21 protein-coding genes are annotated in these 24,871 nt (G+C 67.5%); 12 read left to right on the top strand and 9 right to left on the bottom strand.

The genetic code is table 11. From position 1 onward, the window contains the following. The 3 genes from K5K93_RS06215 to K5K93_RS06205 all read right to left on the bottom strand — a co-directional run bounded on the left by K5K93_RS06215 (position 1) and on the right by K5K93_RS06205 (position 4,711). On the bottom strand, positions 1 to 1,674 hold the full coding sequence (locus K5K93_RS06215) for an MFS transporter (RefSeq protein WP_222390171.1): 1,674 nt from the start codon (positions 1,672 to 1,674) through the stop codon (positions 1 to 3). Beyond that, the gene (locus tag K5K93_RS06210) at positions 1,674 to 2,240 is read right to left on the bottom strand and encodes a TetR/AcrR family transcriptional regulator (RefSeq protein WP_025879336.1); all 567 of its coding nucleotides are present in this window, start codon (positions 2,238 to 2,240) and stop codon (positions 1,674 to 1,676) included. Before K5K93_RS06210 ends, K5K93_RS06215 begins: the two co-directional genes overlap by 1 nt. A gap of 272 nt (positions 2,241 to 2,512) precedes the next feature. After that, complete coding sequence (locus K5K93_RS06205) at positions 2,513 to 4,711, bottom strand: TonB-dependent receptor (protein WP_222390170.1); 2,199 nt, start codon at positions 4,709 to 4,711, stop codon at positions 2,513 to 2,515. A gap of 133 nt (positions 4,712 to 4,844) precedes the next feature. Here K5K93_RS06205 and K5K93_RS06200 point away from each other — a divergent pair, with 133 nt between their 5' ends. Both K5K93_RS06200 and K5K93_RS06195 read left to right on the top strand, forming a co-directional pair. After that, a complete protein-coding gene (locus K5K93_RS06200) occupies positions 4,845 to 5,258 on the top strand; it encodes a MerC domain-containing protein (protein ID WP_025879338.1) in 414 nt (137 codons plus the stop codon). A gap of 110 nt (positions 5,259 to 5,368) precedes the next feature. Beyond that, complete coding sequence (locus tag K5K93_RS06195) at positions 5,369 to 5,551, top strand: 30S ribosomal protein THX (RefSeq protein ID WP_222390169.1); 183 nt, start codon at positions 5,369 to 5,371, stop codon at positions 5,549 to 5,551. 83 nt (positions 5,552 to 5,634) lie between these two features. On the opposite strand, the gene K5K93_RS06190 is transcribed toward K5K93_RS06195, so the two are convergent. From K5K93_RS06190 to K5K93_RS06180, 3 genes are all read right to left on the bottom strand, one after another. Then, complete coding sequence (locus K5K93_RS06190) at positions 5,635 to 6,900, bottom strand: ectonucleotide pyrophosphatase/phosphodiesterase (protein WP_222390167.1); 1,266 nt, start codon at positions 6,898 to 6,900, stop codon at positions 5,635 to 5,637. A 379-nt stretch (positions 6,901 to 7,279) separates the two neighbouring features. Further along, positions 7,280 to 7,771, bottom strand: a complete 492-nt coding sequence (locus K5K93_RS06185) for a methylated-DNA--[protein]-cysteine S-methyltransferase (RefSeq protein ID WP_222390166.1) — start codon at positions 7,769 to 7,771, stop codon at positions 7,280 to 7,282. Next, positions 7,768 to 9,246, bottom strand: coding sequence for a DNA-3-methyladenine glycosylase 2 (locus K5K93_RS06180; protein ID WP_222390164.1), 1,479 nt, complete (start codon positions 9,244 to 9,246; stop codon positions 7,768 to 7,770). The genes K5K93_RS06185 and K5K93_RS06180 overlap by 4 nt, the downstream gene beginning before the upstream one ends. A 465-nt stretch (positions 9,247 to 9,711) precedes the next feature. Between K5K93_RS06180 and K5K93_RS06175 the strand changes: the two genes are divergently transcribed. The 4 genes from K5K93_RS06175 to ubiM all read left to right on the top strand — a co-directional run bounded on the left by K5K93_RS06175 (position 9,712) and on the right by ubiM (position 13,140). Further along, positions 9,712 to 10,875 (top strand): hypothetical protein, encoded by a 1,164-nt coding sequence (locus K5K93_RS06175; RefSeq protein WP_222390162.1) that lies wholly within the window; start codon positions 9,712 to 9,714, stop codon positions 10,873 to 10,875. A gap of 58 nt (positions 10,876 to 10,933) precedes the next feature. Continuing rightward, positions 10,934 to 11,479, top strand: coding sequence for a DUF4019 domain-containing protein (locus tag K5K93_RS06170; protein WP_222390160.1), 546 nt, complete (start codon positions 10,934 to 10,936; stop codon positions 11,477 to 11,479). A gap of 12 nt (positions 11,480 to 11,491) precedes the next feature. Further along, a complete protein-coding gene (locus K5K93_RS06165) occupies positions 11,492 to 11,881 on the top strand; it encodes an MAPEG family protein (protein WP_025877726.1) in 390 nt (129 codons plus the stop codon). A gap of 80 nt (positions 11,882 to 11,961) precedes the next feature. Next, entirely contained in the window at positions 11,962 to 13,140 is a 1,179-nt protein-coding gene (ubiM, locus tag K5K93_RS06160; protein WP_222390158.1) for a 5-demethoxyubiquinol-8 5-hydroxylase UbiM, read from the top strand. Positions 13,141 to 13,155: 15 nt separating this feature from the next. On the opposite strand, the gene K5K93_RS06155 is transcribed toward ubiM, so the two are convergent. Continuing rightward, positions 13,156 to 13,377 carry an RNA-binding S4 domain-containing protein gene (locus tag K5K93_RS06155; RefSeq protein WP_025877723.1) on the bottom strand — a complete coding sequence of 74 codons (222 nt, stop codon included), beginning with the start codon at positions 13,375 to 13,377 and terminating at the stop codon, positions 13,156 to 13,158. A gap of 270 nt (positions 13,378 to 13,647) precedes the next feature. Between K5K93_RS06155 and K5K93_RS06150 the strand changes: the two genes are divergently transcribed. After that, a complete protein-coding gene (locus tag K5K93_RS06150; protein ID WP_093817723.1) occupies positions 13,648 to 15,576 on the top strand; it encodes a DEAD/DEAH box helicase in 1,929 nt (642 codons plus the stop codon). A gap of 188 nt (positions 15,577 to 15,764) precedes the next feature. Next, entirely contained in the window at positions 15,765 to 18,191 is a 2,427-nt protein-coding gene (locus K5K93_RS06145) for an EAL domain-containing protein (protein ID WP_222390156.1), read from the top strand. A 178-nt stretch (positions 18,192 to 18,369) separates the two neighbouring features. On the opposite strand, the gene K5K93_RS06140 is transcribed toward K5K93_RS06145, so the two are convergent. Continuing rightward, positions 18,370 to 18,516: a hypothetical protein gene (locus K5K93_RS06140; protein ID WP_222390154.1), complete on the bottom strand. Its 147-nt coding sequence runs from the start codon at positions 18,514 to 18,516 to the stop codon at positions 18,370 to 18,372. A 400-nt stretch (positions 18,517 to 18,916) separates the two neighbouring features. Between K5K93_RS06140 and K5K93_RS06135 the strand changes: the two genes are divergently transcribed. The 4 genes from K5K93_RS06135 to K5K93_RS06120 all read left to right on the top strand — a co-directional run bounded on the left by K5K93_RS06135 (position 18,917) and on the right by K5K93_RS06120 (position 23,841). Next, positions 18,917 to 20,581: a GGDEF domain-containing protein gene (locus K5K93_RS06135; RefSeq protein WP_222390152.1), complete on the top strand. Its 1,665-nt coding sequence runs from the start codon at positions 18,917 to 18,919 to the stop codon at positions 20,579 to 20,581. Positions 20,582 to 20,615: 34 nt separating this feature from the next. Continuing rightward, positions 20,616 to 21,338, top strand: a complete 723-nt coding sequence (locus K5K93_RS06130; RefSeq protein WP_093817726.1) for a pseudouridine synthase — start codon at positions 20,616 to 20,618, stop codon at positions 21,336 to 21,338. 151 nt (positions 21,339 to 21,489) lie between these two features. Further along, the gene (locus K5K93_RS06125; RefSeq protein ID WP_059063565.1) at positions 21,490 to 22,560 is read left to right on the top strand and encodes a sensor domain-containing diguanylate cyclase; all 1,071 of its coding nucleotides are present in this window, start codon (positions 21,490 to 21,492) and stop codon (positions 22,558 to 22,560) included. Positions 22,561 to 22,680: 120 nt separating this feature from the next. Beyond that, positions 22,681 to 23,841, top strand: coding sequence for an AAA family ATPase (locus K5K93_RS06120; protein ID WP_222390148.1), 1,161 nt, complete (start codon positions 22,681 to 22,683; stop codon positions 23,839 to 23,841). Between the two features lie 39 nt (positions 23,842 to 23,880). On the opposite strand, the gene K5K93_RS06115 is transcribed toward K5K93_RS06120, so the two are convergent. Continuing rightward, a complete protein-coding gene (locus K5K93_RS06115; protein WP_093817728.1) occupies positions 23,881 to 24,828 on the bottom strand; it encodes a DMT family transporter in 948 nt (315 codons plus the stop codon). Positions 24,829 to 24,871: the final 43 nt, after the last annotated feature.

Genomic DNA, 24,871 nt, shown 5'->3' with positions numbered 1-24,871 from the left:
TCAGCGCGGTGCCGCGGTCGCAGCCGCAGCGGGGGAGGAAGGATGGCGCCTGCGCCACTGTTTGCGTACCGCGGTACGCAGCGACAGCAGCAGCAACCAGCACAGGAAACCGATTGCCAGCCAGCCGCTCAGGGTGAACACATCGTTGAAGCCTCGCACGTTGGCTTCGCGGCGGGTGGTCTGCGCCAGCTGCGCGCTGCCCTGGGCACTGCGCAGCACCGGGTCGGTGATCTGCGCTGCGTACAGCTGTTGCTGGATGCGCAGGCGCTGTGCCACCACCGGGTCGGCTGGATCGAGCTGGCTGGTCAGCGCGCTGGAATACAGCTGCTCGCGATGCAGCTGGAATGTTCCCAGCACGGCCGAGCCGGCCAGTCCGCCCAGCGTCTGCGTGATCGACAATGTCACCAGGAAGGTGATCATGTGGTCCACGCCTTGTTTCAACGCGGCGGAAATGCCGAGCATGATCAGCGGGCCCATGAACATGCCGGCGCCCACCGACGCCAGGAACTGGCTGATGTAGAAGTCGTGCGGGCGATCCAGGCTGGTGCGGTGCTGGTCGAAGAACGCGGCGGCACCCAGCAGCAGGATCGCCATCAGCAACTGCGCAATCAGGCGCTTCGGGCCGAAGGTCAGTGACGCACCGGCGATGCCGGTGACCACGCCGGCCAGGATCACCACGAACAGCGGCCGCATCTGGTCCGGTCCCATGCCCAGCGTGCGCATCAGGTTGACCACGCCGTAGGACTGTTCAGTGGTCAGGAAGCGGATCAGGAAGGCGCCGACGATGAAGTGCATCACCGGCAGGGTCGACAGCCAACGGATCTGCAGCAGCGGGTTGCGCCGGTAGTGTTCGATGATCAGTGCGGTGGTGGTCAGCACGATGGAGGCGATCAGCGCCCAGCCCAGCCACGGCGTGTTCAACCACCAGCGCGTGTAGCCCTGGGCCAGCACCACCACCAGCAGGGCGACGGCAGGCGCGAGCAGGGCGAAGGTGAGGAAATCCAGCGGTTCGAAGGCCTTGACCTGGATGCCCGGCGGCAGCTTCAGCACGACCACGGCGGCAAACGCGCACAGCGCCAGTCCTGCTTCGAACGAATACAGCTGGTGCCACTGGCCGGTATCGACCAGGCCGGGCGAGACGATCCAGGCAATCGGCACCGCCAGCTGCGACAGGCCAACGCCGATCACCAGCAGGTTGCCGGTGAATCGCCGTGGCAGCGCCTGCAGCATGTACAGCGTCCCCAGCGTCGAACAGGCCGCGCCGGCGAAACCGCTGGCGGCGCGGGTCAGCATGGTGGTCTCGAAACTGCCGACGAACAGGTGCAGCACCGCCAGCGCCGCATACAGCCCCAGGCCGATCTCGGCAAACAGGCGGATGCCGTACTGCTGGCGGAACTTGAAGGCCAGCAGGTTGGCGGTCACGTTGACCATGGCGTAGGCAGCCACCAGCCAGCTGCCCTGGGTGGGGGTGAGCGCCAGTTGCCCCTGCAGGAAGGGCAGGTTGGCCGTTACCAGCGCATTGCCGAGGCCACCGGTGATGGCCACCAGCAGCGACACCAGTGCATAGGCTGCACGCCGGTAAGGCGGGTGCCAAGGCATCGATGCCGAACCGGGCATGGTCGGCTTCTCGTGCTCCTCCCAATCCGGAACCGGCTTGAGGTACGGCTGCACCATCAGCGTTCCCCGCTGGCTGCTCCCTGGAGTCCCCCGCGCAGCAGCTGCAGGGCACGCCCGGCGAGCTGGGCGCGCTCATCGCGGGTCTTGCCGCGCAGGGCCGCGCCCAGCATGCCCGAGATCAGTGAAATATCCGTCTTCTCCAGGTCGGGCCGGCACAGCCCAGCAGCCTTGGCGCGGGCGATGGGGGCTTCCAGCAGGTCGCGCACGGTCTCGCGTGCGGTGCGCATGGCCGGCACGTCCGAATCGACCGCGCGCCAGTAGTCGGCCAGAGCCGGCGAATCGACGATGCGCTGGGCCATGCCTTCGAACACCTCGAACAGGGCGTCGTCGCGGTCGCCAAGCTGCTCGACCTGGCGGCGGATGCGGTCGACCGTGCGCTGCAGCAGCGCCTGGATCAGCGCGGTGCGGTCAGGGAAATTGCGATACAGGGTGGCGCGGCCGACTTCGGCACGCTCGACCACCAGGTCCAGCGGCGCGGTGACGCCGTGTTGGCCGAACACATGGTCGGCAGCATCGAGGATGAGGGCTCGGCGGGCAGCGGCATCGGCACGTTGGGTGGTCATGGCTTCATTTTCGGACACAAATGTCCGGATGGCGAGAGACAGATGGCGACGGGATTGTCCGCTTGTTGTCGTACGCACATCTTTGTGACGGATGCGTGATGATCGATCGAGGTCATCAAAAAAGACGGGGGGCCAACCTGGCCCCCCGGGAGAGAACGACAGCGTGCTGCCGTCAAAGTCAGTAGATCCACACCACGAGCGGATGCACTTCAGTAGATCCACGCCCTGCGTGGATGCACGTCAGTAGATCCACGCCATGCGTGGATGCCTCATCAGAAGAACGCGCGGATCCCGAAGGCGACACCACGACCCGGCAGCGGCGAGTAATCCTTCAGCAGCGAGGTATGCGGACGCACTTCGCGGTTGGTCAGGTTGCTGCCATCCAGGAACAACTCGTAGCTGTTGCTGTCGCTGCGGTCCCAGCGGTAGGCCAGGTGCGCATCGACCAGGGTGTAGCCGTTGCTCGGCTCCTCGTTCTGCGCAACGTCCTTCTGCCGGCTGTAACGCACCGCGCCCACCGAGGCACGCCAGCCATCCTTCGCCCAGCGCAGGTCGGCGCCGACACGGGCCGGGGCGATGCGCGGCAGGTAACCGGTGTTGGCCAGTTCCACGCTGTAGTTGTGGTTGTGGTCACCGTGCGGCACGGCGATGTCCAGGGTGCGGCTGCCGTTGCCGTCCAGCTTGGCCTGCACGTAGTCGCCGAACACGCGCAGGTCCCAATCGCCGGCGCCGCCTTCGAACAGGTGCACCAGCGCTTCGGCTTCGGCGCCCTTGAACACCGCGTCCTGCTGGGTCCAGGTGCGCACCGGCAGGCTCTCGGTGATGCCGGTGTCGGCCAGGTAGATGAAGTCCTTGAACCTGGTCTGGTAGATCGCGGCGGAGAAGTCCAGGCGCTCGCTGTGGGTGTGGATGCCCAGTTCGATGCGTTGGCCGCGCTCGGTCTTCAGGTTGGCATCACCGATTTCCAGCGAACGGGTGGCGATGTGCGCACCGGCGGCGTACAGCTCCTCGTTGGTCGGTGCACGCTCGGAGCTGTCCACGCCGATGCGCAGGTCGACCGCATCGTTGAGCTTCCAGATGCCGGCGGCAGACAGGTTGGTGGCGTCGAACTTGCGGCGGCGGTAGTCGCCGGTCGGGTCCAGCTTGACCTGGTCGTGGCGACCGCCCAGTTCCAGCTTGAACGGGCCGAACTGCTTTTCCTGAAGAACGAACAGGCCGATGTTCTTGGTTCCGGTATCGGGCACGAACGCTTCTTCGCCCTTGGCGCCGAAATCGCTGTTGCCGAACTGCAGGCCGAAGGCGCCGTCCCAGCCGCCGATCTGCTGCTGCACCGCTTCCAGGCGGCCTTCGATGCCGCGGTTGGTGAAGCGGGTGGACGGCGTGCCGGCTTCCAGCTCCACGTGTTCGTAGTCGGTGTAGGCCACGCGCGCGTTGACGTTCTTCAGGAACGATGCCGGGTTGTAGATGCCGGCCTTGGTCTCGAAACGGTTCTGCACCATGTCGATGCGCACGTCGTGCTCTTCACCTTCCTCCTCCTCGCCATGGTCGTGGTCGTGATCATGGTCGTGGCCATCGCCGTCGGCATGCACGTGGGCGCCGTTGGGGATGCCGTAGTTGGTGCGGTAGGTGCTGGCCGAGGCGCCGAAGTAGCCGCCTTCGCCCAGCCAGGTGGCGCCGACGCCACCGGCGCGGGTGCGGATGGAACTGTTGTCCAGGCGGCCGCGACGCGGCTCTTCGCCTTCCTCGCCCGCGTGGTCGTGGTCATCGTGGTGGTCTTCCAGGCCGTCGATCACCGCGTAGCCGGGAATGCGGAAATCATCGCCATTGCGCACCAGGCCATCCACGTGCAGCACGACATTGCCGCTTACGCCGTCCAGGCGGAACATGCCGCTGCGTTCGTCGTTGACCGAATTGCCACGCAGCTCGGCACGGCCGCTGAGCGGACGATCCGGCAGTTCGCGCGCAATGCGCCCATCGACCACGTTCACCGCACCGCCGATCGCGCCGCTGCCGAACAGCAGGGTAGCCGGGCCTTTCAGTACTTCGATCTGGTCGGCCAGGAACGGCTCGATGCTGGTGGCATGGTCGGCGCTGACGGTGGAGGCGTCCATGTTGCCCATGCCGTTGGACAGCACGGCCACGCGCGGACCTTCCTGGCCACGGATGATCGGGCGGCCGACGCCGGGGCCGAAGAAGGTGCTCTGCACTCCGGGCAGCTTGGCGACGGTGTCACCGAGGGTGCCGGCCTTCTGCTCATCGAGGCGCTCACCGGACAGCACTTCGACCGGGCGCGCCAGCGATTCGGCATCACCCTGCAGCGGCGATGCCGTGACCTGCACCGAGGACAGCTCGGTCAGGTGGCGGTCACGATGCGAATCATCGTCGGAGGCCGCAAAGGCGACGGAGGGCAGCAGCGCAGCAAGCGCCAAGGCCAGGGAATGCGGCTTGAGGCGAGGGTGACGGGTGGGCATGGGCGGTCCTTTGTTACATTGTATCAATCGGGTGGCGCACGAATCCCGTCGGCGGGACAGGGGGAGGGGAACCGTGCGGGTCGGGAAACGATGTTATATTATTCCATAACGATTCGTCGCCCTGCTGGAAGTCATGCCTTTGCCCTCACGCCTGCGCCACCTGCTCGATCGCTTCGGCGCCACCGGTTCGATGCTTTGCGCGGTGCACTGCGCGGTCATTCCACTGTTGTTGGCAGCGGCCCCGTCGCTTGGCCTGTCCTTCTGGCTCAGCGATGGCGTGGAGAAGGCGCTGGTGGTGTTCGTGACCCTGCTGGGCTTGTTCAGCCTGGTCTGGGGCTATCGGCGGCATGGGGCGCTGCGTGCGCTGGCGTTCCTGATTCCCGGCCTGGTCGCGTTGTGGGCCGGCGTGCTGTACGACCCGCTGCACCACAACGCGGTGCCGCATGCGGTGGTGATGACCCTGGGCGGCCTGCTGGTCGGCATCGCGCACCTGGTCAACCTGCGCCTGAACCACGGCCACGTGCATGACGCCAGCTGCGCGCACTAGGCGCTCCGTGGTAGGCTTTCCGATCGTGCGCGGGGGCGCCCAGCAAGGCGGCCCCGCCGAACCCGTGTCAGTACGGGGTAACCAGATTTCACATTTGAGGAGTTGAAGACATGGGTAAGGGTGACCGCAAGACCGCCAAGGGCAAGCGCTACAACGCCAGCTACGGCAACGCCCGTTCGCACACCGCGAGCAAGGTCGCCGTAGGCGCCGCCGCCCCGGTTGCCAAGAAGACCGTGGCCAAGGCTCCGGCGAAGAAGGCTGTGGCCAAGAAGGCAGTGGCCAAGGTCGGCTGATCCGCCGACCGACCGGTCCAAAGAAAAACGCGGCGCTCGGCGCCGCGTTTTTTTTTGACCATGGCCAGGGCATGGCGCCACGATCAGCGCAGGGTTTTCTGCAGCGTCTGCGCGTTGCCATCGTTGGCCGCTTCCGGCACCTGCAGCAGGTGTGCCAGCAGCGGGTAGACGTCGACATTGTCGAAACCGTCGATCACCAGGCCTTGCCGGAATGAAGGGCCACGGGCGACGAACACCGCGCGCATCGACGGCAACGCGTTGTCGTAGCCATGTGAGCCGCGATCGGCGTGCTCGCGCTTGGCGATCTTCTCGCGCGTCAGCGCGTCCCAGCCTTCATCCATCTGGCAGACGATGGCCGGCACGCGCGGATGGGTGCCGTAATGCCAGCGGGCCGGCAGATTCTCCTTCTTCCAGCATTCGTAGTGTGCGTGGCGACCGAGCAGGGCACGCTCGGCCTCTGCTTCGCGTCCCACCACCGGCGCGAAGCCGACCGACTGGCCTGCGCTGACGTTGCGCGCGATGGCAGGGTCAACCATCGATTCGAGGGCGATCACCTGGCCCTCCGGTACCGACGCCATGCCGTGATCGGAGACCACGATCACGTTGGTGCTGTCGGCCAGGGCGTGCTGCTGCAGGCCATCGAGCACCTGGCCGATGATCCGGTCGGCATGCACGATGGCCTCGGTGTACTGCCTGGATTCGGGGCCAAAGTTGTGGCCGGCCTTGTCCACGTGCTCCATGTACAGCGTGGTCAGGCGCGGCGCATCGGCATCGGTCTGCGACAGCCAGTCGAGCACCGTCTGCGCACGCTGCTCCAGCGGTTCCTTGGCATCGTAAATGCGCCACTGGCTGGGCCGTGTGCCCTGGATCTCGGCTTCGCTGCCCGGCCATGAGGTGGTGGCGGTGCGTACACCGACCTTCTCGGCACCGACCCAGATCGGTTCGCCGCCCCACCATCCGCTGGTGGTCACCGCAGTGCGGTCGTGCAGCGCGAAGCGACCGAGCGCGGCATCGTCCATGCTGTTGTTGATGATGCCGTGGTGGTCCGGACGCAGGCCGGTGACCAGTGTGTAGTGGTTGGGGAAGGTGAGCGAGGGATAGGAGGGCGTCATCCAGCGCGCACGCACACCACCGTCGATGATCCGCTGAAGGTTCGGGGTGAGGCCGCGATCCAGAGCATCAGCGCGCAGGCCGTCGATGGAGATCAGCAGCAGCTTCGGCGGGCTGGCGGGCGGCGTATTCGCCTCCGCGGCAGGCGCAGCGATGGTTGTCGAAGGCGAAGGCGTGGTGGTGCATGCGGCCAGGGGCAGCAGCAGCGCCAGCGTGCAGGTCAGGCGTACGGAAGTCATCCGGCCATGATAATCCGCAGCAATGACGTACCCAAGACACGCCATCGCGCCTGTGGCGCGCTGGCGTGTCCACGCATTTCACCTTCCCCGCGCCTTTGGCGCGCCCCTTTGAACACGCCATCCCGCCGTTGGCGTGCTGGCGTGTCCGCGCATTTCACCTTATCCCCGCGCCTTTGGCGCGCCCCCTTGAACAACAAGGGGGCTCTTCTCCAGACAGATTACGGATGCTTCCATCCACGCATGGCGTGGATCTACCGGAACGAATCAAAACGTAACCGGGAACCCGCCGACCCACGGATAGCCCGCTTTGGACGTTGATGTCGACGTTGATGTTGCTCTGGCTTGTAGCGGGTGCAGGGCGCAGCCCTGCCTCCAACCCTCATGCAAACAGCGGTGCCTGTCGCTGCTCCAGCCGCAACAACGCTGCCTTGGTTTCCAGGCCACCACCGAAGCCGGTCAACGTACCGTTGCTGCCGATCACGCGATGGCACGGCAGCACGATCGGCAACGGATTGCGGCCGTTGGCCGCGCCGACCGCACGGGTCGCCGTCGGCTGGCCCAACTGCTGCGCCAGCTGCAGGTAGCTCCAGGTCTGGCCGAAGGGAATCAACGCCAGCGCATCCCAGACGCGCAGCTGGAACGGCGTGCCATGCGGTGCCAGCACCAGGTCGAAACCGCTGCGCTCACCGTGCAGGTACTGCAGCAACTGTTCGCGCGCCTCCGGCAATGCGCCGGGCGCGTAATGCCAGTGCTCGCGACCGCGCGCAGGATGGCGGTTTTCCGGGAACAGGACGTGGGCCAGGCCATTCTCATCCCCGGCGATGGTCAGTTCACCGATCGGTGTATCGAAGCGATCGAACAACAGGTTCATGAGGGTTCTCCAACGAACGTGCCGGACAGGTGCCACAGATGCAGCACGGCATAGGCGCGCCACGGGCGCCATGATTGCGAACGGGCCTCGGTGGCACGTTCGCTGAGGCGCTGGCCCTGTGCGTGGCCCAGCACCTGCTGCAGCACCAGGTCACCGGCGGGGAAGGCATCAGGCTGGCCCAGCCCGCGCAGGGCAATGTACTGCGCCGTCCACGGGCCGATGCCGGGCAGGGCCACGCAGCGGGCGACGAATTCCTCCAGTGCCTGCCCCGGCCCGAAGTCCAGCTGGCCGCTGGCGCAGGCTGCGGCGAGGGCGCGCACGGTGGCGGCGCGGCTGCGTGGCAGGCCGATCGATTCCAGCGGCGCGTCGGCCAGTGCGTCCGGCGCTGGAAACTGACGGTCGAATTCGGACGGCATGCCGGGCAGGTGCGCACCGTAGGCATCGACCAGCCGACGCGCGAACGTGGTGGCCGCGGCCACGCTGACCTGCTGGCCCAGTACCGCGCGCACGCCCACCTCGAAGCCGTCCCATCCGCCTGGCACGCGCAGGCCGGGGCGCTCGGCGATGCCGCGCGCCAACAGCGGTTCGTCGCCCAGCGCTGCGTGCACCTGCTGCAGGTCGGCGTCCAGGTCGAACACGCGGCGCACGCGGCGCACGATGTCCGGAATCAGGCGTGGGTCGACCGCGCCCAGTTGCAGGCGCAGCTCGGGCCGCTTCGGGTCGGCGGTGACGCGCAGCAGGGCGGGGCGCTCGGCTGTGCCCAACACGCGCTGGTAACTGTCTTCCCCGATCAGTTCGATGCCGGGCAGGCTGCGCTTGCGCAGGAAGGCCAGCATGCGGGGGAAATCCAGCGGCGGTCGATAGCCCAGGCGCAGCACCAGCCCGCCATCGTCGGCGGCCAGGGGATGGTGTTGGCGGCGCAGTACGGTAGGCGCCATGCCGCAGCCCTGCAGGAATGCCGTATTGAAGCGGCGCAGGCTGTTGTAACCAGCGGCCAGTGCCACGTCGGTCACCGGCAGCGTGGTTTCGGTCAGCAGCTGCTTGGCCAGCAGCAGGCGATGGGTTGCGTGGATCTGCCCTGGCGTTGCGCCCAGCCGTTCGACGAACAGGCGTTGCAGCTGGCGTGCGCTGAGGCCGATCTTTCCTGCCAGCTCGGCCACCGGCTGGTCCTGCAGGAAGCCGGCATGGATCAGCGCCAGGGCACGCTGCACGGCCTGTCCGGCCAGCGCCTGTTGTGCCAGCGGGGCCAGCTCGGGGCGACAGCGCAGGCAGGGGCGATAGCCGGCGGACGCAGCGGCCGCTGCCGTGGGGAAATAGGTGATGTTGCGTGGCTTCGGTGGCGGCGCCGGGCACACCGGCCGGCAGTAGATGCCGGTGCTGCGCACGGCGGTGAAGAATACGCCGTCGAAGCGTGCATCACGGGCCAGGCGGGCGCGATCGCAGGCGGCAGTGTCGAGGGCGAGTGCGGTATCCATGGCGCCAGTCTAGGCGCCTGCGGGCGGTAGTACTCGCCATATTCGGACATGGATGCTGGAGGGGCCTGGCCGGGCTGCGCCCGGCACCCGCAGAGGCCTTCAAGCCAGGGCAGCAGCAAGGGCAACAGCAACAGCAACAGCAACAGCGGGCTAGCCGTGGGATGGCGGGGTGGGTCCGGTTGCAGGGGACGCTGCAAGTACGTCCCTGTAAGCTTGGCCGCGGCATCCATGCCGCGGACACCCCTGCAACCGGACCCACCCCGCCTTCGACAGGTTCCCGCTGCTGTTGGTGGGTGTCGACCTTGGTCGACATGGTGGATCCACGCAATGTTGTGTGGGATGTCGGATGTCGCTGGGACAGGAAATGACAGGATCAGAGGGTCAGAACAGGTTCAGTGGCGGGCGCTGAATGCGCGTCGTGGACGGGTAGACTGTGGTTCTTGCCTGTCTGAATCCGGTTGCCCGATGTCCGCCAAACTCCGCTGGTTGCCCCTGTTGTGCCTGGCCCTGGCGGGCTGCAGCCAGTTGGAGAACCCGGGCAACGTCACCGCTGCCGACAAAGCCACGCGGGCTCCGGCCAGCGATGGCGAAAACATGGTGTCGATCAATGCCGCCGATGCGCCGCCACCGCCGGCACAGGCGCGCAGCCGGGCTGATCGGCCCTGGCCGCAGGCGCAGCTGGAAAACGGCAAGGCCTGGGTCAGCTGCACCACCGATTACGCCGGCGACGGCGGTGATGGTGTTGAGCTGGAAGGCCTGCAGCGCGAACAGCTGAAGCAGGCGCTGGCGCCATGCGCCGAGCGTGGCCTGCTGCGCGTGCGCTACAACGGCAAGATCAACCCCGGGTTTGCCGAGATGATGTGGCGGCTGGCCGTGGTCGCCGACGAGCTGCAGATCCACAAGCGCATCCTGGATCTGGATTCCAGCGGTGGCCAGGTGGAATCGGCCATCGTTGCCGGCGACAGCATCGGCGAATCCGGCTGGACCATCTGGGTGCGCGAGGGCTCGATCTGCCACAGCGCCTGCGTGTTCGTGCTGGCTGCCGGCGACAACCGGTTGTTGACCGGCAAGGTCGGCATCCACCGCATGATGCGCATCAGTTCCAAGGCCACTTCGCGCGCAGAGCTCAACCGGGAGCTGCACGAGGTCTATGACAACGTGAAGGACTACCTGCAGCGCAATGGTGTGGCGGTGGGTGTGGCCGACCTGATGATGACCGTGCCCAACCGCAGCCTGCGCCTGCTGACGGCCGAAGAGCTTCGCCAGTACGGCCTGGACGGGACCAACGCCGTGCAGGACGACCTGGAGCGGATCAAGCAGATGCGTGCTTGCGGCGACGACTTCGTGCAGCGCAAGGATGCGTTCCTGGTGGCGTTCGACCAGCAGTGCAAGCGCGACGGTGCCGACATGGAATCGATCAACAGCTGTGGCCAGTCGCTGAAGCAGCGCTTCGGCTTCCCCGACCCGGTGTGCCCGGAGGAAAGCCCGCTGTCGGAGATCGACGTGGCTACGCTGCCCCCGGCACCGCCGGAGCAGCCGCCGGTGGCCGAGCAGCTGCCCGCGGCATCGGCGGCACCGGGGGCGCAGGCCGAGGCGGGTGCGGTGGAAGGCAGCGTCCAGGCGCGCTGACGGTCCACTCACTGCGCTGGCGTAGACTGCGGTTCTTTCCATCGATCCGGCGGTGTCCATGAAGCGCGTGCTCCTGCTGCTGTCCCTGTTGCCCCTGGCTGCACTGGCGCAAACGCCGGCGCCGGCCACGCCCGCACCGGCCCCGGCTCGCCCCGCGCCGAGCGCACCGACGGCCGCGAAGCCGGCGACCGCTGCCACGCCGGTGCTGAGCCCGGCCCAGCAGGCGCAGGTGCAGAAACAGGACGCGGAAATGGGCAGTGCCGCATTGAAGGCCGCGCAACTGGTCGACGCCAATCGGGCCGGTGAGTTGTGGGACGGCGCCTCGGCGGTTGCCCGCCGCGCAGTGCCCAAGGCGGCCTTCGTCAGCCAGCTTGCGGCAGACCGCACGCGTCTTGGCGCGCTGGCCGGGCGTGGCCAGCCGACCATCACCCGCGTGAAATACGCTGCAGGTGCTGCCGTGCCCGAGGGCCTGTACATCAACGTCAGCTTCCCGACCCGTTTCGCCAACAGCGCGCAGCCGGTACGCGAGCTGGTGTCGTTCCGCTTCGACGAAGACCAGACCTGGCGCCTGGCCGGCTACAGCCTGCGCGCATCCAGCCCCTGACGGAGATCGACGATGGCCACCGAACTGACGATGCTGGCGTGGGCGATGCTGCTGGGTTTCGTCTACATCTTTGCCGCCTCCACCGTGGTCACCCGCGAGCGCGGGATGAAATGGAACGCCTCCGCACGTGACGACTCGTCCAAGCCGCTGAGTCCCCTGGCTGGACGACTGCAGCGGGCGCAATCCAACTTCTTCGAGACCTTCCCGTTCTTCGCCGCCGCTGCGATTGCGGTGGTGCTGGCAGGGCGTGGCAGCGACACCACCGCGCTGGCGGCGCAGGTCTACTTCTGGGCACGTGTTGTCTACCTGCCGCTGTACGCAGCCGGCGTGCCCTATGTGCGCAGCCTGGTCTGGCTGGTGTCGATCGTGGCGATCCTGGCGATGGTGTTCGCGCTGCTGTGACGCGCAGCTGATCCAGATCAAGGCCGGTCAGGCACGCAGCGCTATGCTGGCCGCGACTGGATCAACGGCAGGAGGCGCGCATGCGCAGGATGGACGTGGTGGTGGTCGGCGCCGGACCGGCCGGGCTGTGCTTTGCGCGCGCGCTGGCCAGCACCGGCCTGCAGGTGGGGCTGGTCGAGGCACAGCCGCGCCAGGCCCTGGCCGAGGCGGCCTTCGACGGCCGCGAAATCGCCTTGACCCATGCCTCGCGGCAGAGCCTGGAACAGCTTGGCCTGTGGCAACGCCTGCCCGAGACCGAGATTGCCGAGCTGCGCGACGCGCGGGTGCTGAACGGCGGGTCGCCGTTCGCGCTGACCTTCGCCAGCAGCCAGGTCGATGGCCAGCCGTTGGGCTGGCTGGTGCCCAACCATCTGATCCGCCGGGCGGCCTGGCAGGCGGTGCAGGGCCAGGATGGGCTGGACCTGTTCGATGGCCGCAAGGTGCAGGCGGTACGCGCCGACAGCCAGGGTCACGTGGTGCGCCTGGACGATGGCAGCGAGCTGCATGCGCAGCTGCTGGTATGTGCCGACAGTCGCTTCTCCGGCACCCGCCGCATGCTCGGCATCGGTGCGCAGATGCGTGACTTCGGCAAATCGATGCTGGTCTGCAGGATGCAGGTCGAGCGCGATCACCACCACACAGCGTGGGAGTGGTTCGGCTATGGCCGCACGATGGCGCTGCTGCCGCTCAACGAAGGCCAGGCATCGGCGGTGATCACCCTGCCGCCGCGGCAGATCGAAGCGCTGCTGGCGATGGATGAGGTCGCGTTCGGGGAGGCCATCAGCGGCTTCTTCGAACACCGCCTGGGACGCATGCAGCCGGTGGCCACGCCACAGGCCTATCCCTTGGTCGGGGTGTATGCGCACCGCTTTGTCGGCGAACGTTCGGCACTGATCGGTGATGCCGCAGTGGGCATGCACCCGGTCACCGCACATGGTTTCAACCTGGGCCTGGCCAGCGCGCAGCGGCTGGCGCAGGGCATCGCCGAGCAGCAGCGGCGTGGAGCGGACATCGCCGCGGCCGGCATGCTGGGCCGCTACCAGCGCGGGCATCGGCTGGCGGCGCGGCCGCTGTATGAAGCGACCAATGCGATTGCCAGCCTGTATACCGACGACCGCCGTCCGGCGCGCCTGTTGCGGGCGGCCGGGTTGCGGGTGGCGCAGGGGGTGGCACCGTTCCGGCAGTTGATTGCCGCCCACCTGACCCAGCGCGTGGCCTGACGGCCACGCGGTGACTTACGCGGCGGCCAGGACGCGGATCTGGCTGTCGTTGAACTCGACCACCTGGCCTGCGCGGATCTTGCAGGCCTTGCGCAGCTCGACCTCGCCATCGACCAGCACCAGGCCTTCGCTGATGACCATCTTGGCTTCGCCGCCGCTGGTGACCAGGTCGGCCAGCTTCAGCAACTGCTTGAGTTCGACGTAATCGCCGTCGAGGTCGAATTCGAGGATCTGCATGGAACGGGGTTTCCTGGGGCAGGCGCTGCAGGACAGGGCCCGCGGCGGTAAAATGGGCACCTATTGTGCGCCACGGCGGGCCGTAACGGCGTGCCGGCGGTTTCCTGTACACCTTGTTCAGGCACAGTGCGGTATCATTCCGCTCTGAGCGAGTAAAACCTCAGCTCCAACCGAGCAGCGCCAGGGCACGCGATAAGAAGGGCGCCCAAAGCGCGGAAGCCCCCTTTTTTTTCGCCTGCCATGCTCGTGGCAGTGCCTTCGGAGTTCCCCATGTCCCAAGAAACCCAAGCGCAGCTGCAGTTCGCGCAGCTCGGCCTGTCCGATTCTGTCATGCAGGCCGTCACTGCCATCGGCTACGAAACGCCGTCGCCGATCCAGGCTGCCACCATCCCGGCGATGCTGGAAGGCCGCGACGTGCTGGGCCAGGCCCAGACCGGTACCGGCAAGACTGCGGCCTTCGCGCTGCCGGTACTGTCCAACATCGACCTGCAGCAGATCAAGCCGCAGGCCCTGGTGCTGGCCCCGACCCGCGAGCTGGCCATCCAGGTTGCCGAAGCGTTCCAGTCCTATTCCTCGAAGATCCCCGGCTTCCGCGTGCTGCCGGTGTACGGCGGCCAGCCGTACGGCCAGCAGCTGTCGGCCCTGCGCCGCGGCGTGCACATCGTGGTCGGTACCCCCGGCCGCGTCATCGACCATCTGAACCGCAGCACGCTGGACCTGTCTGAGCTGAAGACGCTGGTGCTGGACGAAGCTGATGAAATGCTGCGCATGGGCTTCATCGACGACGTCGAAGCGGTGCTGAAGAAGCTGCCGGAGAAGCGCCAGGTGGCACTTTTCTCGGCCACCATGCCGCCGGCCATCCGCCGTATCGCGCAGACCTACCTGAAGGACCCGGTCGAAGTCACCATCGCGAACAAGACCACCACCTCGGCCAACATCCGCCAGCGTTACTGGTGGGTGAGCGGCATGCACAAGCTGGACGCGTTGACCCGCATCCTCGAAGTCGAGCCGTTCGACGCGATGATCGTCTTCGCGCGCACCAAGGCCGGTACCGAGGAACTGGCCAGCAAGCTGCAGGCCCGTGGCCTGGCCGCTGCCGCCATCAACGGTGACATGCAGCAGGCCCAGCGTGAGCGCACCATCGCCATGCTGAAGGAAGGCAAGCTGGACATCCTGGTCGCCACCGACGTGGCCGCTCGTGGCCTGGACGTGGAACGCATCAGCCACGTGCTGAACTACGACATTCCGTACGACACCGAAAGCTACGTGCACCGCATCGGCCGTACCGGGCGTGCCGGCCGCAGCGGTGAAGCGATCCTGTTCGCCACCCCGCGCGAAAAGGGCATGCTGCGCCAGATCGAGCGTGCGACCCGCCAGCCGATCGAGGAAATGCAGCTGCCGAGCGTGGAAGCGGTCAACGACACCCGCATCAACAAGTTCACCTCGCGCATCACCGAGACCCTGGGCCAGGGCGGCCTGGACTTCTACCGCCAGCTGCTGGAGCGTTTCGAGTCCGAGCAGAACGTGCCGGCCATCGAAGTGGCCGCTGCACTGGCCAAGATGATGCAGGGCGATACCCCGTTCCTGCTGCAGCCGCCGGTGCGCGCGCCGCGCGAAGAGCGTGCGCCGCGCGAGCGTTTCGAGCGCACTGAGCGCCCGGAACGTGGCGACCGCAACGAGCGCGGCCCGCGCTTCGAGCGTGGCCCGCGTCGTGACGATGCCGAGGGTGGCTTCGAGCAGCGCCCGCGCCGTGACGTGCCGCCGCGCGGTGCACCGGAGCAGGGCATGGAGACGTACCGCATTTCGGTCGGCCACCAGCATGGCGTGAAGCCGGCCAACATCGTCGGCGCCATCGCCAATGAAGCCGGCCTGGAAAGCCGTTTCATCGGCCGTATCGACATCCACGACGATTTCTCGCTGCTGGATCTGCCGGCACAGATGCCGTCGGACGTGCTGACCCACCTGCAGAAGGTCTGGGTGTCCGGCCAGCAGCTGCAGATGCGCCCGTTGGCGGCCGGTGAAGAGATCAATCCGGCGCCGCGTCCGTTCAAGCCGCGCTTCGACAAGCGTGGTCCGGGCGGTCCGGGTGGCCCGGGAGCTCCGCGTCGCAGCGGTCCGGGTGGCCCCGGCGGCGACCGCGACAGCCGTCCGCCGCGTCGTGATGGCTTCAACAAGCCACGTGGCCCGCGCAGCTTCTAAGCCGCGCTGAAGTAGACGAACAACGCCAGCCTCCGGGCTGGCGTTGTTGTTTGCATGGTGCCAGGGCGGCCCGGCCGCCGCTGCCGATCACCGGCCGGGTCCGGTTTCGCATGGCCCACACATCTGCGGTTCTAGGCTGGCGCGGTTCCGTAGGAGATTGTCACCGCAGCACATTCGGGGGATCCAGGATGGGTAGGAGTGGCATGGACCAGCAGCGCCGACGGGTGCCGATGACCCGCGGGCTGGGACTGCGATTTGCGCTGTTGACGGGCATGGCGATCGGCTTGGTCGCGCTGTCAGCGGTGATCCAGGAACTGCAGGCGGCATCGACGGCGTGGATCGCCGGCCAGGGCTACTGGTCGCGGGGGCAGCAGGACGCCACCGCAGCGCTCAGCCGTTACCTGGCGCGTGGCCATCTGCAGGATCTGCAGGATGCCCAGCGGGCACTGCAGGTTCCGTTGGGTGACCTGCAGGCCCGCATGGCGCTGGAGCAACCCGAACCGGACGAGGCGGCAGCCCGGGCCGGATTTCTGCGTGGGGGCAATGCCCGCGCCGACATCCCCCGGCTGATCTTCTCGTTCCGCCATGCGCGCAACGTCGGAGCCTTCCGCGAAGCCACCTGGTTGTGGCGGCAGACCGACGCGGACCTGCTGGCCATGCATGCGCTGGCGGAGGAACTGCAACGCCGCCATGGCACAGCACCGTTGGACGGGGCAGCCGTGGATGACTACCTGCAGCGGCTGCGTGGCATCGACCACCAGCTGCGCGGGCAGGCGCAGGCGTTCTCGCAGGCCCTGCTGCGCATGGCCCGCGCGGTGCGCATCGCAACCCTCGCCGTAGGCGGCTTGTCGGTGCTGCTGATCAGCCTGATGGCGGTGGCCCTGGCGCGCCGGGTCGGCAAGGATCTGACCGAGCATGAAAGCCGTTTCCGTGCGGCGTTCTACCAGGCCAACGTCGGCATGCTCAAACTGGATGCCGGCGGCCGGGTGGTGGAGGCCAACCAGGCGATGGCCGACATCCTCGACCATCGTCGGGACGTGCTGCTGCAGATGTCGCTGGCCGAGCTGCTGATGGAGGGCGAGCTGGTGATCGATGAAAGTGGCCGCATCGACTGGGAACGTCAGCTGCGACCGGGCGAACTGCGTTTCCGGCGTCGTGATGGCAGCCTGGTGTGGGGACGCTGGAGTGGCACCGGCGTGCGCACCACCAGCGGTGGCCGCCTGTCGGTGTTCGCCATCGTCGAGGATGTCAGCCAGAACCATGCCCTGGCACGTGAGATTGAGCACCACGCCAGCCATGACCCACTGACCGGACTGATCAATCGTCGCGAGATCGAGCGCCTGCTGGAAAAATCGCTGCTGCAGGTCCGCTCCGATGGTGGGACTCATGCCCTGGGCTACATCAACCTGGACCATTTCAAGCTGGTCAACGACAGCTTCGGCCACGCGGCCGGCGACCAGATGCTGCGCAGTTTCGCCGAGTACCTGGTCGGCGCGGTGCGTGATGGCGACTGGGTCGGCCGCCTGGGGGCAGACGAGTTCGCGGTGTTCCTTGCCCGCGCCAACCAGGATGAAGCCAAGCGGGTGCTGCAGCGACTGATCCGCAACCTGGGCCAGGCCACGTTCCCGGTCAGCGAGGGCAGCCCCCAGTTGAGCTGCAGCGTCGGCGTGGTGGAAGTGACGGCCGAGGCGCCGGACGTGAACTGGTTGATGAGCGCGGCCGACAGCGCGTGCTATGCGGCCAAGCAGGCCGGTCGCAACCGCGTGCATTGCTTCAACGAGAACCGGCTGGCGCTGGAGGAGCGGCGGCTGGAGGCCGAACGCCTGCAGGGCGTCAGTCGCGCCATGGCCGAGAACCGGATGCTGTTGTATGCGCAGCGCATCGCCAAGGTCGGCGATCCTTCCTACCTGCATTACGAAGTGCTGGTGCGCATGCGTGACAGTGACGGCGTGCTGCACCTGCCGGGCCAGTTCATGCCCGCCGTGGAGCGCTACGGCATGGCGGTGGTGCTGGACCGGCATGTGCTCGGCCTGCTGTTCCGCCACCTGCAGGTGTGCCCGGCGCACGTGCGGCAGCTGGGTCTGTGCAATGTGAATGTATCGGCCCAGTCGATCGCCGAGCCGGGATTCCTGGCCTTCGTCTGCGACCTGCTGGAGCGCAACCGCGCGCTGGCGTCCAAGCTCTGTTTCGAGATCACCGAAACAGCGGCCATCGGCAACCTGAGCCAGGCGCGTGCCTTCATCGACGCGGTCAAGGCGCGCGGCTGCCGGGTAGCGCTGGACGATTTCGGCTCGGGCCTGTCCTCGTTCGGTTATCTGCGGCAGCTGTCGGCGGACATTCTGAAGATCGATGGTGCGTTCGTGCGCGACATGGACACCGATCCGGTCAGCCGTGCCAGCGTGCGCGCGATCAGCGAGCTGGGCCGCGAACTGCAGATGGAGGTGGTGGCCGAGTGGGTGGAGACCAGCGAAATTGCCGAGGCGCTGGCCGGGATGGGCGTGCAGGGGCTGCAGGGGTATGCCATCGAACGGCCGCAGCCGCTGGAACGGCTGACCCTGGCTGACCTGCGGCCGATGCGGTTGGCCGGTACGCAGGGGCCATCGGCTGCCGGCTGAAGGTGCTGCGGCCGGGCTGTGCCGGCACCCGCTGTAGTGCCGGCCGCTGGCCGGCAACCTCAGCGGCAACAGCAACAGCAACAGCAACAGCTGCATTCCGTGGGACGGCGGGGTGGGTCAGGTTTCGGGGGACGCCGCAAGTACGTCCCTGTAGGCTCGGTCGCGCCATCCATGGCGCTCACGCCCCCGCAACCGGACCCACCCCGCCTTCGACAGATTCCGGCTGCTGTTGGTGGGTGTCGACCTTGGTCGGCACGTAGATCCACGCCATGCGTGGATGAAATCCAATCCATTCGATGATCTCGAAATCGGTATGAACGTCCATCCACGCATGGCGTGGATCTACTACGCGCGGGAACTGTCAGGGGTGGGGCGGTATGGGCAGGCAGGACCGTTGGCGCCATGGGCCCGAGGCATGCCCTCGGGCGGGTTGGGCAGGACGCCCAACCCCGGTCTTGCCGTGTGCGCAGGACGGCGCACACGAGCAAGGCGCCATCGAGCCCCCATGGATGGGTTTACGGCGTGTCCTGCCTGCCCATACCGCCCCGCCCACCTCGGCAGCCGCTTTCGCTGTTGCTTCGGCTCCGGCCTCTGCGGGTGCCGGGCGGCAGCCCGGCCAACACCCCCGCCACTTTGGTCTACACATCGGTGGTGCATTCCGCTGCGATAATGCCGCCAGGGGCGACGCGCAGTGGGCGCGGACGTAAGCAGGAACAGGACGTGGCGTGGGCGGCAGGCAGGTGCGTTTGGAAACAGGGGCGGTGCTTGTCCTGCTGCTGGTGTGGTTGGCATTGCCGTGGCTGGGCCATGCGCGCAGCGTCGACGCCGGCCGCGATTACCTTCTGGTCGGCACCGCGACAGCCGAACCTACGCCCCATCGCGCGTGCACGCCGGAGATGCTGGCCGGGCCGCGCCAGCAGACACGGGTGAATGCACCGCCAGAAGGCTGGTCCGGGCAGCCGCAGGCGCTGGATGTCTTCAACATCTTTGCCGGCGAAGTGCGGCTGCAGCACGGTGATCGCGAGATCTGCGGCAACATGCAGGATGCGCGCACCCGCGATTCGCGCTTCCGTGCGGGCATCGGCATGGTGGCGGTACCCGCTGCCGGCAGCCACGAGCCCTTCCTGGTTTCCTGGCAGACGCCGCTGAAGGCGCGCTGGGTTCCGACATTGCAGCTGGGTGCGCCCAGCCCGGTGCAGCAGAACGACACTGCCCGGCTGCTGGTGCGCGCCGCATGCATCGCCGTGGCCATCGCGCTGGCGCTGTCGGCGCTGATGGCCTACCTGACCACCCGCGACCGCAGCTTCCTGATGTATATCGGTGCCACCCTGGTACTGGTGCTGTGGCAGTCGATCCTGGGCGGCCTCAGCGGCTATCCCGAGCCCTGGCTGCGCGTCGGCGGGCGCGGTGACTGGTGGCTGCTGGCGCTGACTGCGGCGACCCAGGCACTGGTGCTGCCGGCGCTGTGGCGCCTGAACGGCGGCGACCGCGTGTTGCCACGTTCGCGCGTGGGCCAGCAGCTGGTGTTGTGGTCCCTGCTCGCGCTGGCGGCCCTGGTGCCGTGGTTGCAGCGCGATGGACTGGTCGTGGTCGCGCAGGTCCTGCAGGGGACGTTCGTCGTCGGCTGTGCGCTGTCGTTGGCGATGGGCATCTGGGCCCGGTTGCGCGGTGATGTCTGGTCGCTGGCCGGACTGGCCGCACTGGCGCCGATGCTGGTGCTGATCATGGCCGACGCCGCCAGCGCGCACTGGTTGATGGAATACCGGGTGGAGGCCTTGCAGCTGGCGGTCACCTGGCTGCTGATGATGGCGGCCTATGCGCTCAACCTGCGCTTGGGCCGGCTGCGCCAGCAGCGCGATGAAATGCGCCAGCTCGCCGAGACCGACATGCTGACCGGCCTGCCCAACCGCCGTGCCGGCCTGCAGCAGCTGGCCCAGCATCTGCAGGACGGCGAGCGTGAGAGCGGGCCGCTGGTGATCGGCTTCCTCGATATCGATCTGTTCAAGGACATCAATGATCGCCATGGCCACGAGATCGGCGACCAGGTGCTGGTGGCCGTGGCCCGCGCGCTTCGCGCCGCTGTCCGCAGCGAGGACCAGGTGGTTCGGATGGGGGGCGAGGAGTTCCTGCTGCTGTTGCCGGGCATGCCGCGTGAGGTTGCGGCCACCCGCCTGGAACGCCTGCGCCAGCGCATCACCGAGACCTGCCGGGACCTGCAGGTGCCCGCTCTGGAGGTGACCGCGAGCATCGGCATGGCACAGTGGCGGCCGGCCGAAGATGACCTGGCCGCGCTGCTGCGGCGCGCCGATCACGCCATGTACGTGGCCAAGCGCAGTGGCCGCAACCGGGTGTTCGATGGCGAAACCGAAGATCCGTTGACCACGGCATGAGGCGGGAAGGGCGGTGATGCCGGATAATGGGGCGATGACCAGCCGACTCAACAAATACATCGCCGACACCGGCTTCTGCTCCCGACGCGAGGCCGATCGCCTGATCGCCGCCCGCCGGGTCACCGTCAATGGCCATGCCGCCGGCACCGGCGCGGTGGTCGGCGAGGATGACAAGGTGCTGGTCGACGGCCAGCCCCTGCGCGTGCGCACCGCCCGCAAGCCGGGCGCCCGCCGCCACGTGTACATCGTGCTGAACAAGCCGGTGGGCGTGACCTGCACCACCGAAAGCACGGTGAAGGGCAACATCGTCGACTTCGTCGGCCACGAACAGCGCATCTTCCCGATCGGCCGCCTGGACAAGGAGTCCGAAGGCCTGATCCTGATGACCAGCAACGGCGACATCGTCAACCAGATCCTGCGCGCCGAGAACGGCCACCAGAAGGAATACCTGGTGGCAGTGAACAAGCCGGTCACCGACGAATTCCTGCGCGGCATGGCGCGTGGCGTGCGCATCCACGACCAGATGACGCTGCCGTGCCGTACCTCGCGCATCGCCAAGTTCGGTTTCCGCATCACCCTGCAGCAGGGCCTGAACCGGCAGATCCGGCTGATGGCGGCCGAGTTCGGCTACCGCGTGACCCAGCTGCGCCGCGTACGTATCGACAACATCAAGATCGGTGCACTGAAGCCGGGCCAGTGGCGCAACCTGACCGAGCAGGAGCTTCACGGCCTGTTGCCGCAGCAGCAGGATTGGTAAGCAACGACCGGTAGTGCCGGCCGCTGGCCGGCAACTGCACGGTGCTGGCAATGAACATCAGGGAGCCGACCAACGGCCGGCACTACCGCAATGCAGATTGGCCGCCCGCATCCGCTAGACTTTGCGGCGCCCTGCCGGAACGTGACGCTGCATGATCAAGCCCGACAAGCCCGCCAACGAAGCGCTGCGCCTGGAGGCGCTGTACCGCTACCGGATCCTCGATTCCGAGCGCGAACGCTCGTTCGATGACCTGGTGGCCATCGCCAAGGCGGTGTGTGGCACGACCATGGCGGCGGTGACCCTGATCGACGTCGAGCGCCAGTGGTTCAAGTCGATGCAGGGCATCGCCGCGACCGAGAACCTGCGCAGCGAGTCGATGTGTGGCCACGCGATCCTGCAGCCGCAGGAAATCATGGTGGTTGAGGATGCATTGCAGGACGTCCGCTTCCACGACAATCCGGTGGTGACCGGCGACCCGCATGTGCGCTTCTATGCCGGTGCGCCGTTGATCAGCAGCGACGGCCTGCCCTTGGGAACCCTGTGCGTGTTCGACGCGCGGCCGCAGCAGCTGGCGACCGACAAGGCCGAAGCGCTGGCCGCGCTGTCGCGGCAGGTGATGGTGGTGATGGAGCTGCGCCGTTTCGCCCTGGATATCCAGCGGCACATGCTTGAGCGCAACGATTACGAACGCCTGCTGTCGGAGTATCACGATGTGCTGCTGGCCCAGAATGCCGACCTGGCCGAACAGAGCCGTACCGACGCCCTGACCGGCCTGCCCAACCGGCGGGCACTGGCAGCGGCGCTGGACGAGGCGGTGATTGCCGTCGATGGCCGCGACCGGCAGACCTGCGTGGCCCTGCTGGACATCGATCATTTCAAGCACATCAATGATTTCCAGGGCCACGCGACCGGCGACCGGGTGCTGGCCGAACTGGGGGCGCTGCTGCGCTCGCACTTCGCCGGTGGGGGCCTGGCTGCGCGCTATGGCGGCGAGGAATTCGTGGCACTGATGCCGGACGCGGACCTGCGTACCGCCGAACTGCAATGCGAGTTCCTGCGGGTAGCCGTGTCCAACCTGCCGCTGGGCTTCCCGGTGACCATCAGCATCGGTGTGGCACAGCACCAGCCCGGTGAAACGTCTGACCAGACCCTGGCCCGTGCCGATGCCGCGCTGTACCGGGCCAAGGGCGCCGGCCGCAACCGGGTGGAAGTGGCGCCCTGACCGCCCGCGCGGCTACGGTGGATCCACGCGATGCGTGGATGGCCCGGGCCTTTGCGTGCAGTCGCAGCCATTGCGATACCCGTACGGCACCCTCAACGTGTCACCGCAAGGACGTCGACCATGCTGCAGACCCTGGCCATCGCCAATTACCGATCGCTGCATGCGCTGGTGCTGCCGATGCAGCGGCTCAACGTGGTCACCGGCGACAACGGCAGTGGCAAATCCAGCCTGTACCGCGCGCTGCGCCTGCTGGCGGAAACCGCGCAGGGCGGTGTTGCAGCGGTACTGGCGCGGGAGGGTGGATTGGGCTCGGCGCTGTGGGCCGGTCCGGAAAAGATCGACCGCCGCGTGCTGGCCGGTGAGATCCCGCTGCAGGGCGGGCCGCGCCAGGAATCGTTGGGGCTCAAGCTGGGCTTCGCCACCGATGAATTCGGCTACGCCATCGACCTCGGCTATCCGCCACCGAGCCGATCAGCTTTCGCGCTGGACCCGCAGATCAAGGCTGAAGCGATCTGGGCAGGGCCGTTCCTGCGCAGCGCCAATCTGCTGGTCGACCGCCGCGGTGCGCTGGTGAGGCAGCGGCACGCACGCGGCTGGGACCTGGTGGACGACCGTCTTTCGCTGTTCGACAGCCTGTTCACCCAGGTGGGCGATCCACAGCGCATGCCGGAAGCCATCACCTTGCGCGAGTACATCCGCCGTTGGCGCTTCTACGACCACTTCCGCAGCGATGCCGATGCACCGGCGCGACAACCGGCAATGGCGACCCGTACCCCGGTGCTGCACCACGACGGCCGCGACCTCGCCGCCGCCTGGGTGACGATCCTGGAAATCGGTGATCCGCAGGCGCTGGCGCGGACGATCGAGGATGCATTCCCGGGGGCGACGGTCAGCTTCGAGGAACTGGATGGCCGGCTCGCGCTGCGCTTCCACCAGCCCGGTCTGCTGCGACCACTGTCGATGGCCGAATTGTCCGACGGCACCCTGCGGTTCCTGTTGCTGGCCGCGGCCCTGCACACGCCACGGCCGCCGCCGCTGCTGGTGCTCAACGAGCCGGAGACCAGCCTGCATCCGGACCTGCTGCCGGCGCTTGCACGGTTGATCATCGCCGCCAGTGCACGCAGCCAGGTCTGGGTGGTATCGCACGCCACGCGCTTGATTGCCGCGCTGGAACAGGCACCACAGTGCCATTCAATGCACCTGCACAAGGAACACGGGCGTACGCTGCTGAGCGGGCAGGGCCTGCTGGATGCACCGGCCTGGCATTGGCCGCAGCGCTGAGACGGGTGCCGGGAAGATCCACGCAGTGCGCGGACGCGCTCAATCGGCGATGTTGCGCGCTTCGGATGTTCCGAGGATTTCAGGATGCTGCACGCGCTTGCGGCGGTTGAGCAGCGGATGCAGGAACACGGCACCGACGATGATCGCCACGCCCAGGTAGAACCACGGGGTGACTTCATGCTGCTCGCGCAGCAGCACCACGGCCAGCAACACGGCGTAGACCGGTTCCAGGTTGGTGACCAGCTGCACGGTGTAGGCGCTGAGGTGGCGCAGCGCGACCAGCGCCAGGGCGAACGGCAGCAGCGTGCAGGCGCCAGCCAGTACCAGCAGCAGGATGCCGTCGTGCAGGTCGGGAACGATCCACAACGGGCTGGCCAGCGCCGGCAGCAGGTACGGCATCAGCGGTGCCAGCAGGGTCAGGGTGAGCGTGCCGGCGCCAAGTTCCAGTGCGGTGACCGTCAGCGGATCTGCATGGCTGACCATGCGCTTGTTGAGCGAGCCGAACACTGCCACCAGCAGGGCCGAGAGCGCACCGATCAACACGCCCAGGCGCATGCCGTCGGGCACGCCACCCACCACCAGCGCCACACCGGGCAGCACCGCCAGGCCGAAGGCCAGTTCGCGCAGCTGGAAGGGACGCTTGGCCACCCAGGGCTCGATGATCGAGGTGAACACCGGTGCCAGGGCGATGCAGGTGGCGGCAACCGAGGCATTGGCCAGCTTCACCGCGCCGTAGAAGGTCAGCCAATGCAGGGCCACCAGCGCGCCGATACCGGCATAGCCGGCGACCAGCCGCAGCGGCAAGGTGCGCAACCCGCGCCAGACCCGCGGCAGCAACGCCAGCATCGCCACCACCAGCAGCATCCGCCACCACACCAGCGGCAGCGCCGGCAGGGTGATCAACTTGCCGAGGATGGCGGTGACGCCCCACAGCAGGACACAGAAGTGGATCTGCCAAAGCGCTTTGCGGGTGTCGGGTGTGCTCATCGGCGTATTGTGCGGCAAGCCGCCTCGGCCGGCGATGCCTGTG

This window comes from Stenotrophomonas sp. DR822 (genome assembly GCF_019793815.1).
Classification (GTDB): Bacteria; Pseudomonadota; Gammaproteobacteria; order Xanthomonadales; family Xanthomonadaceae; genus Stenotrophomonas; species Stenotrophomonas indicatrix.
This window is presented reverse-complemented; position numbering and strand designations above follow the sequence as displayed.

Bases quoted from the DNA above. Each gene is read 5' to 3' on its own strand.
- K5K93_RS06205 (WP_222390170.1), bottom strand. From the start codon at position 4,711: ATGCCCACCCGTCACCCTCGCCTCAAGCCGCATTCCCTGGCCTTGGCG.
- K5K93_RS06175 (WP_222390162.1), top strand. From the start codon at position 9,712: ATGTCCGCCAAACTCCGCTGGTTGCCCCTGTTGTGCCTGGCCCTGGCG.
- K5K93_RS06155 (WP_025877723.1), bottom strand. From the start codon at position 13,377: ATGCAGATCCTCGAATTCGACCTCGACGGCGATTACGTCGAACTCAAG.
- K5K93_RS06165 (WP_025877726.1), top strand. From the start codon at position 11,492: ATGGCCACCGAACTGACGATGCTGGCGTGGGCGATGCTGCTGGGTTTC.
- K5K93_RS06185 (WP_222390166.1), bottom strand. From the start codon at position 7,771: ATGAACCTGTTGTTCGATCGCTTCGATACACCGATCGGTGAACTGACC.
- K5K93_RS06190 (WP_222390167.1), bottom strand. From the start codon at position 6,900: ATGACTTCCGTACGCCTGACCTGCACGCTGGCGCTGCTGCTGCCCCTG.
- K5K93_RS06150 (WP_093817723.1), top strand. From the start codon at position 13,648: ATGTCCCAAGAAACCCAAGCGCAGCTGCAGTTCGCGCAGCTCGGCCTG.
- K5K93_RS06130 (WP_093817726.1), top strand. From the start codon at position 20,616: ATGACCAGCCGACTCAACAAATACATCGCCGACACCGGCTTCTGCTCC.
- K5K93_RS06170 (WP_222390160.1), top strand. From the start codon at position 10,934: ATGAAGCGCGTGCTCCTGCTGCTGTCCCTGTTGCCCCTGGCTGCACTG.
- K5K93_RS06200 (WP_025879338.1), top strand. From the start codon at position 4,845: ATGCCTTTGCCCTCACGCCTGCGCCACCTGCTCGATCGCTTCGGCGCC.
- K5K93_RS06140 (WP_222390154.1), bottom strand. From the start codon at position 18,516: ATGGACGTTCATACCGATTTCGAGATCATCGAATGGATTGGATTTCAT.
- K5K93_RS06125 (WP_059063565.1), top strand. From the start codon at position 21,490: ATGATCAAGCCCGACAAGCCCGCCAACGAAGCGCTGCGCCTGGAGGCG.
- K5K93_RS06145 (WP_222390156.1), top strand. From the start codon at position 15,765: ATGGGTAGGAGTGGCATGGACCAGCAGCGCCGACGGGTGCCGATGACC.
- K5K93_RS06210 (WP_025879336.1), bottom strand. From the start codon at position 2,240: ATGACCACCCAACGTGCCGATGCCGCTGCCCGCCGAGCCCTCATCCTC.
- K5K93_RS06120 (WP_222390148.1), top strand. From the start codon at position 22,681: ATGCTGCAGACCCTGGCCATCGCCAATTACCGATCGCTGCATGCGCTG.
- ubiM (WP_222390158.1), top strand. From the start codon at position 11,962: ATGCGCAGGATGGACGTGGTGGTGGTCGGCGCCGGACCGGCCGGGCTG.
- K5K93_RS06115 (WP_093817728.1), bottom strand. From the start codon at position 24,828: ATGAGCACACCCGACACCCGCAAAGCGCTTTGGCAGATCCACTTCTGT.
- K5K93_RS06180 (WP_222390164.1), bottom strand. From the start codon at position 9,246: ATGGATACCGCACTCGCCCTCGACACTGCCGCCTGCGATCGCGCCCGC.
- K5K93_RS06195 (WP_222390169.1), top strand. From the start codon at position 5,369: ATGGGTAAGGGTGACCGCAAGACCGCCAAGGGCAAGCGCTACAACGCC.
- K5K93_RS06215 (WP_222390171.1), bottom strand. From the start codon at position 1,674: ATGGTGCAGCCGTACCTCAAGCCGGTTCCGGATTGGGAGGAGCACGAG.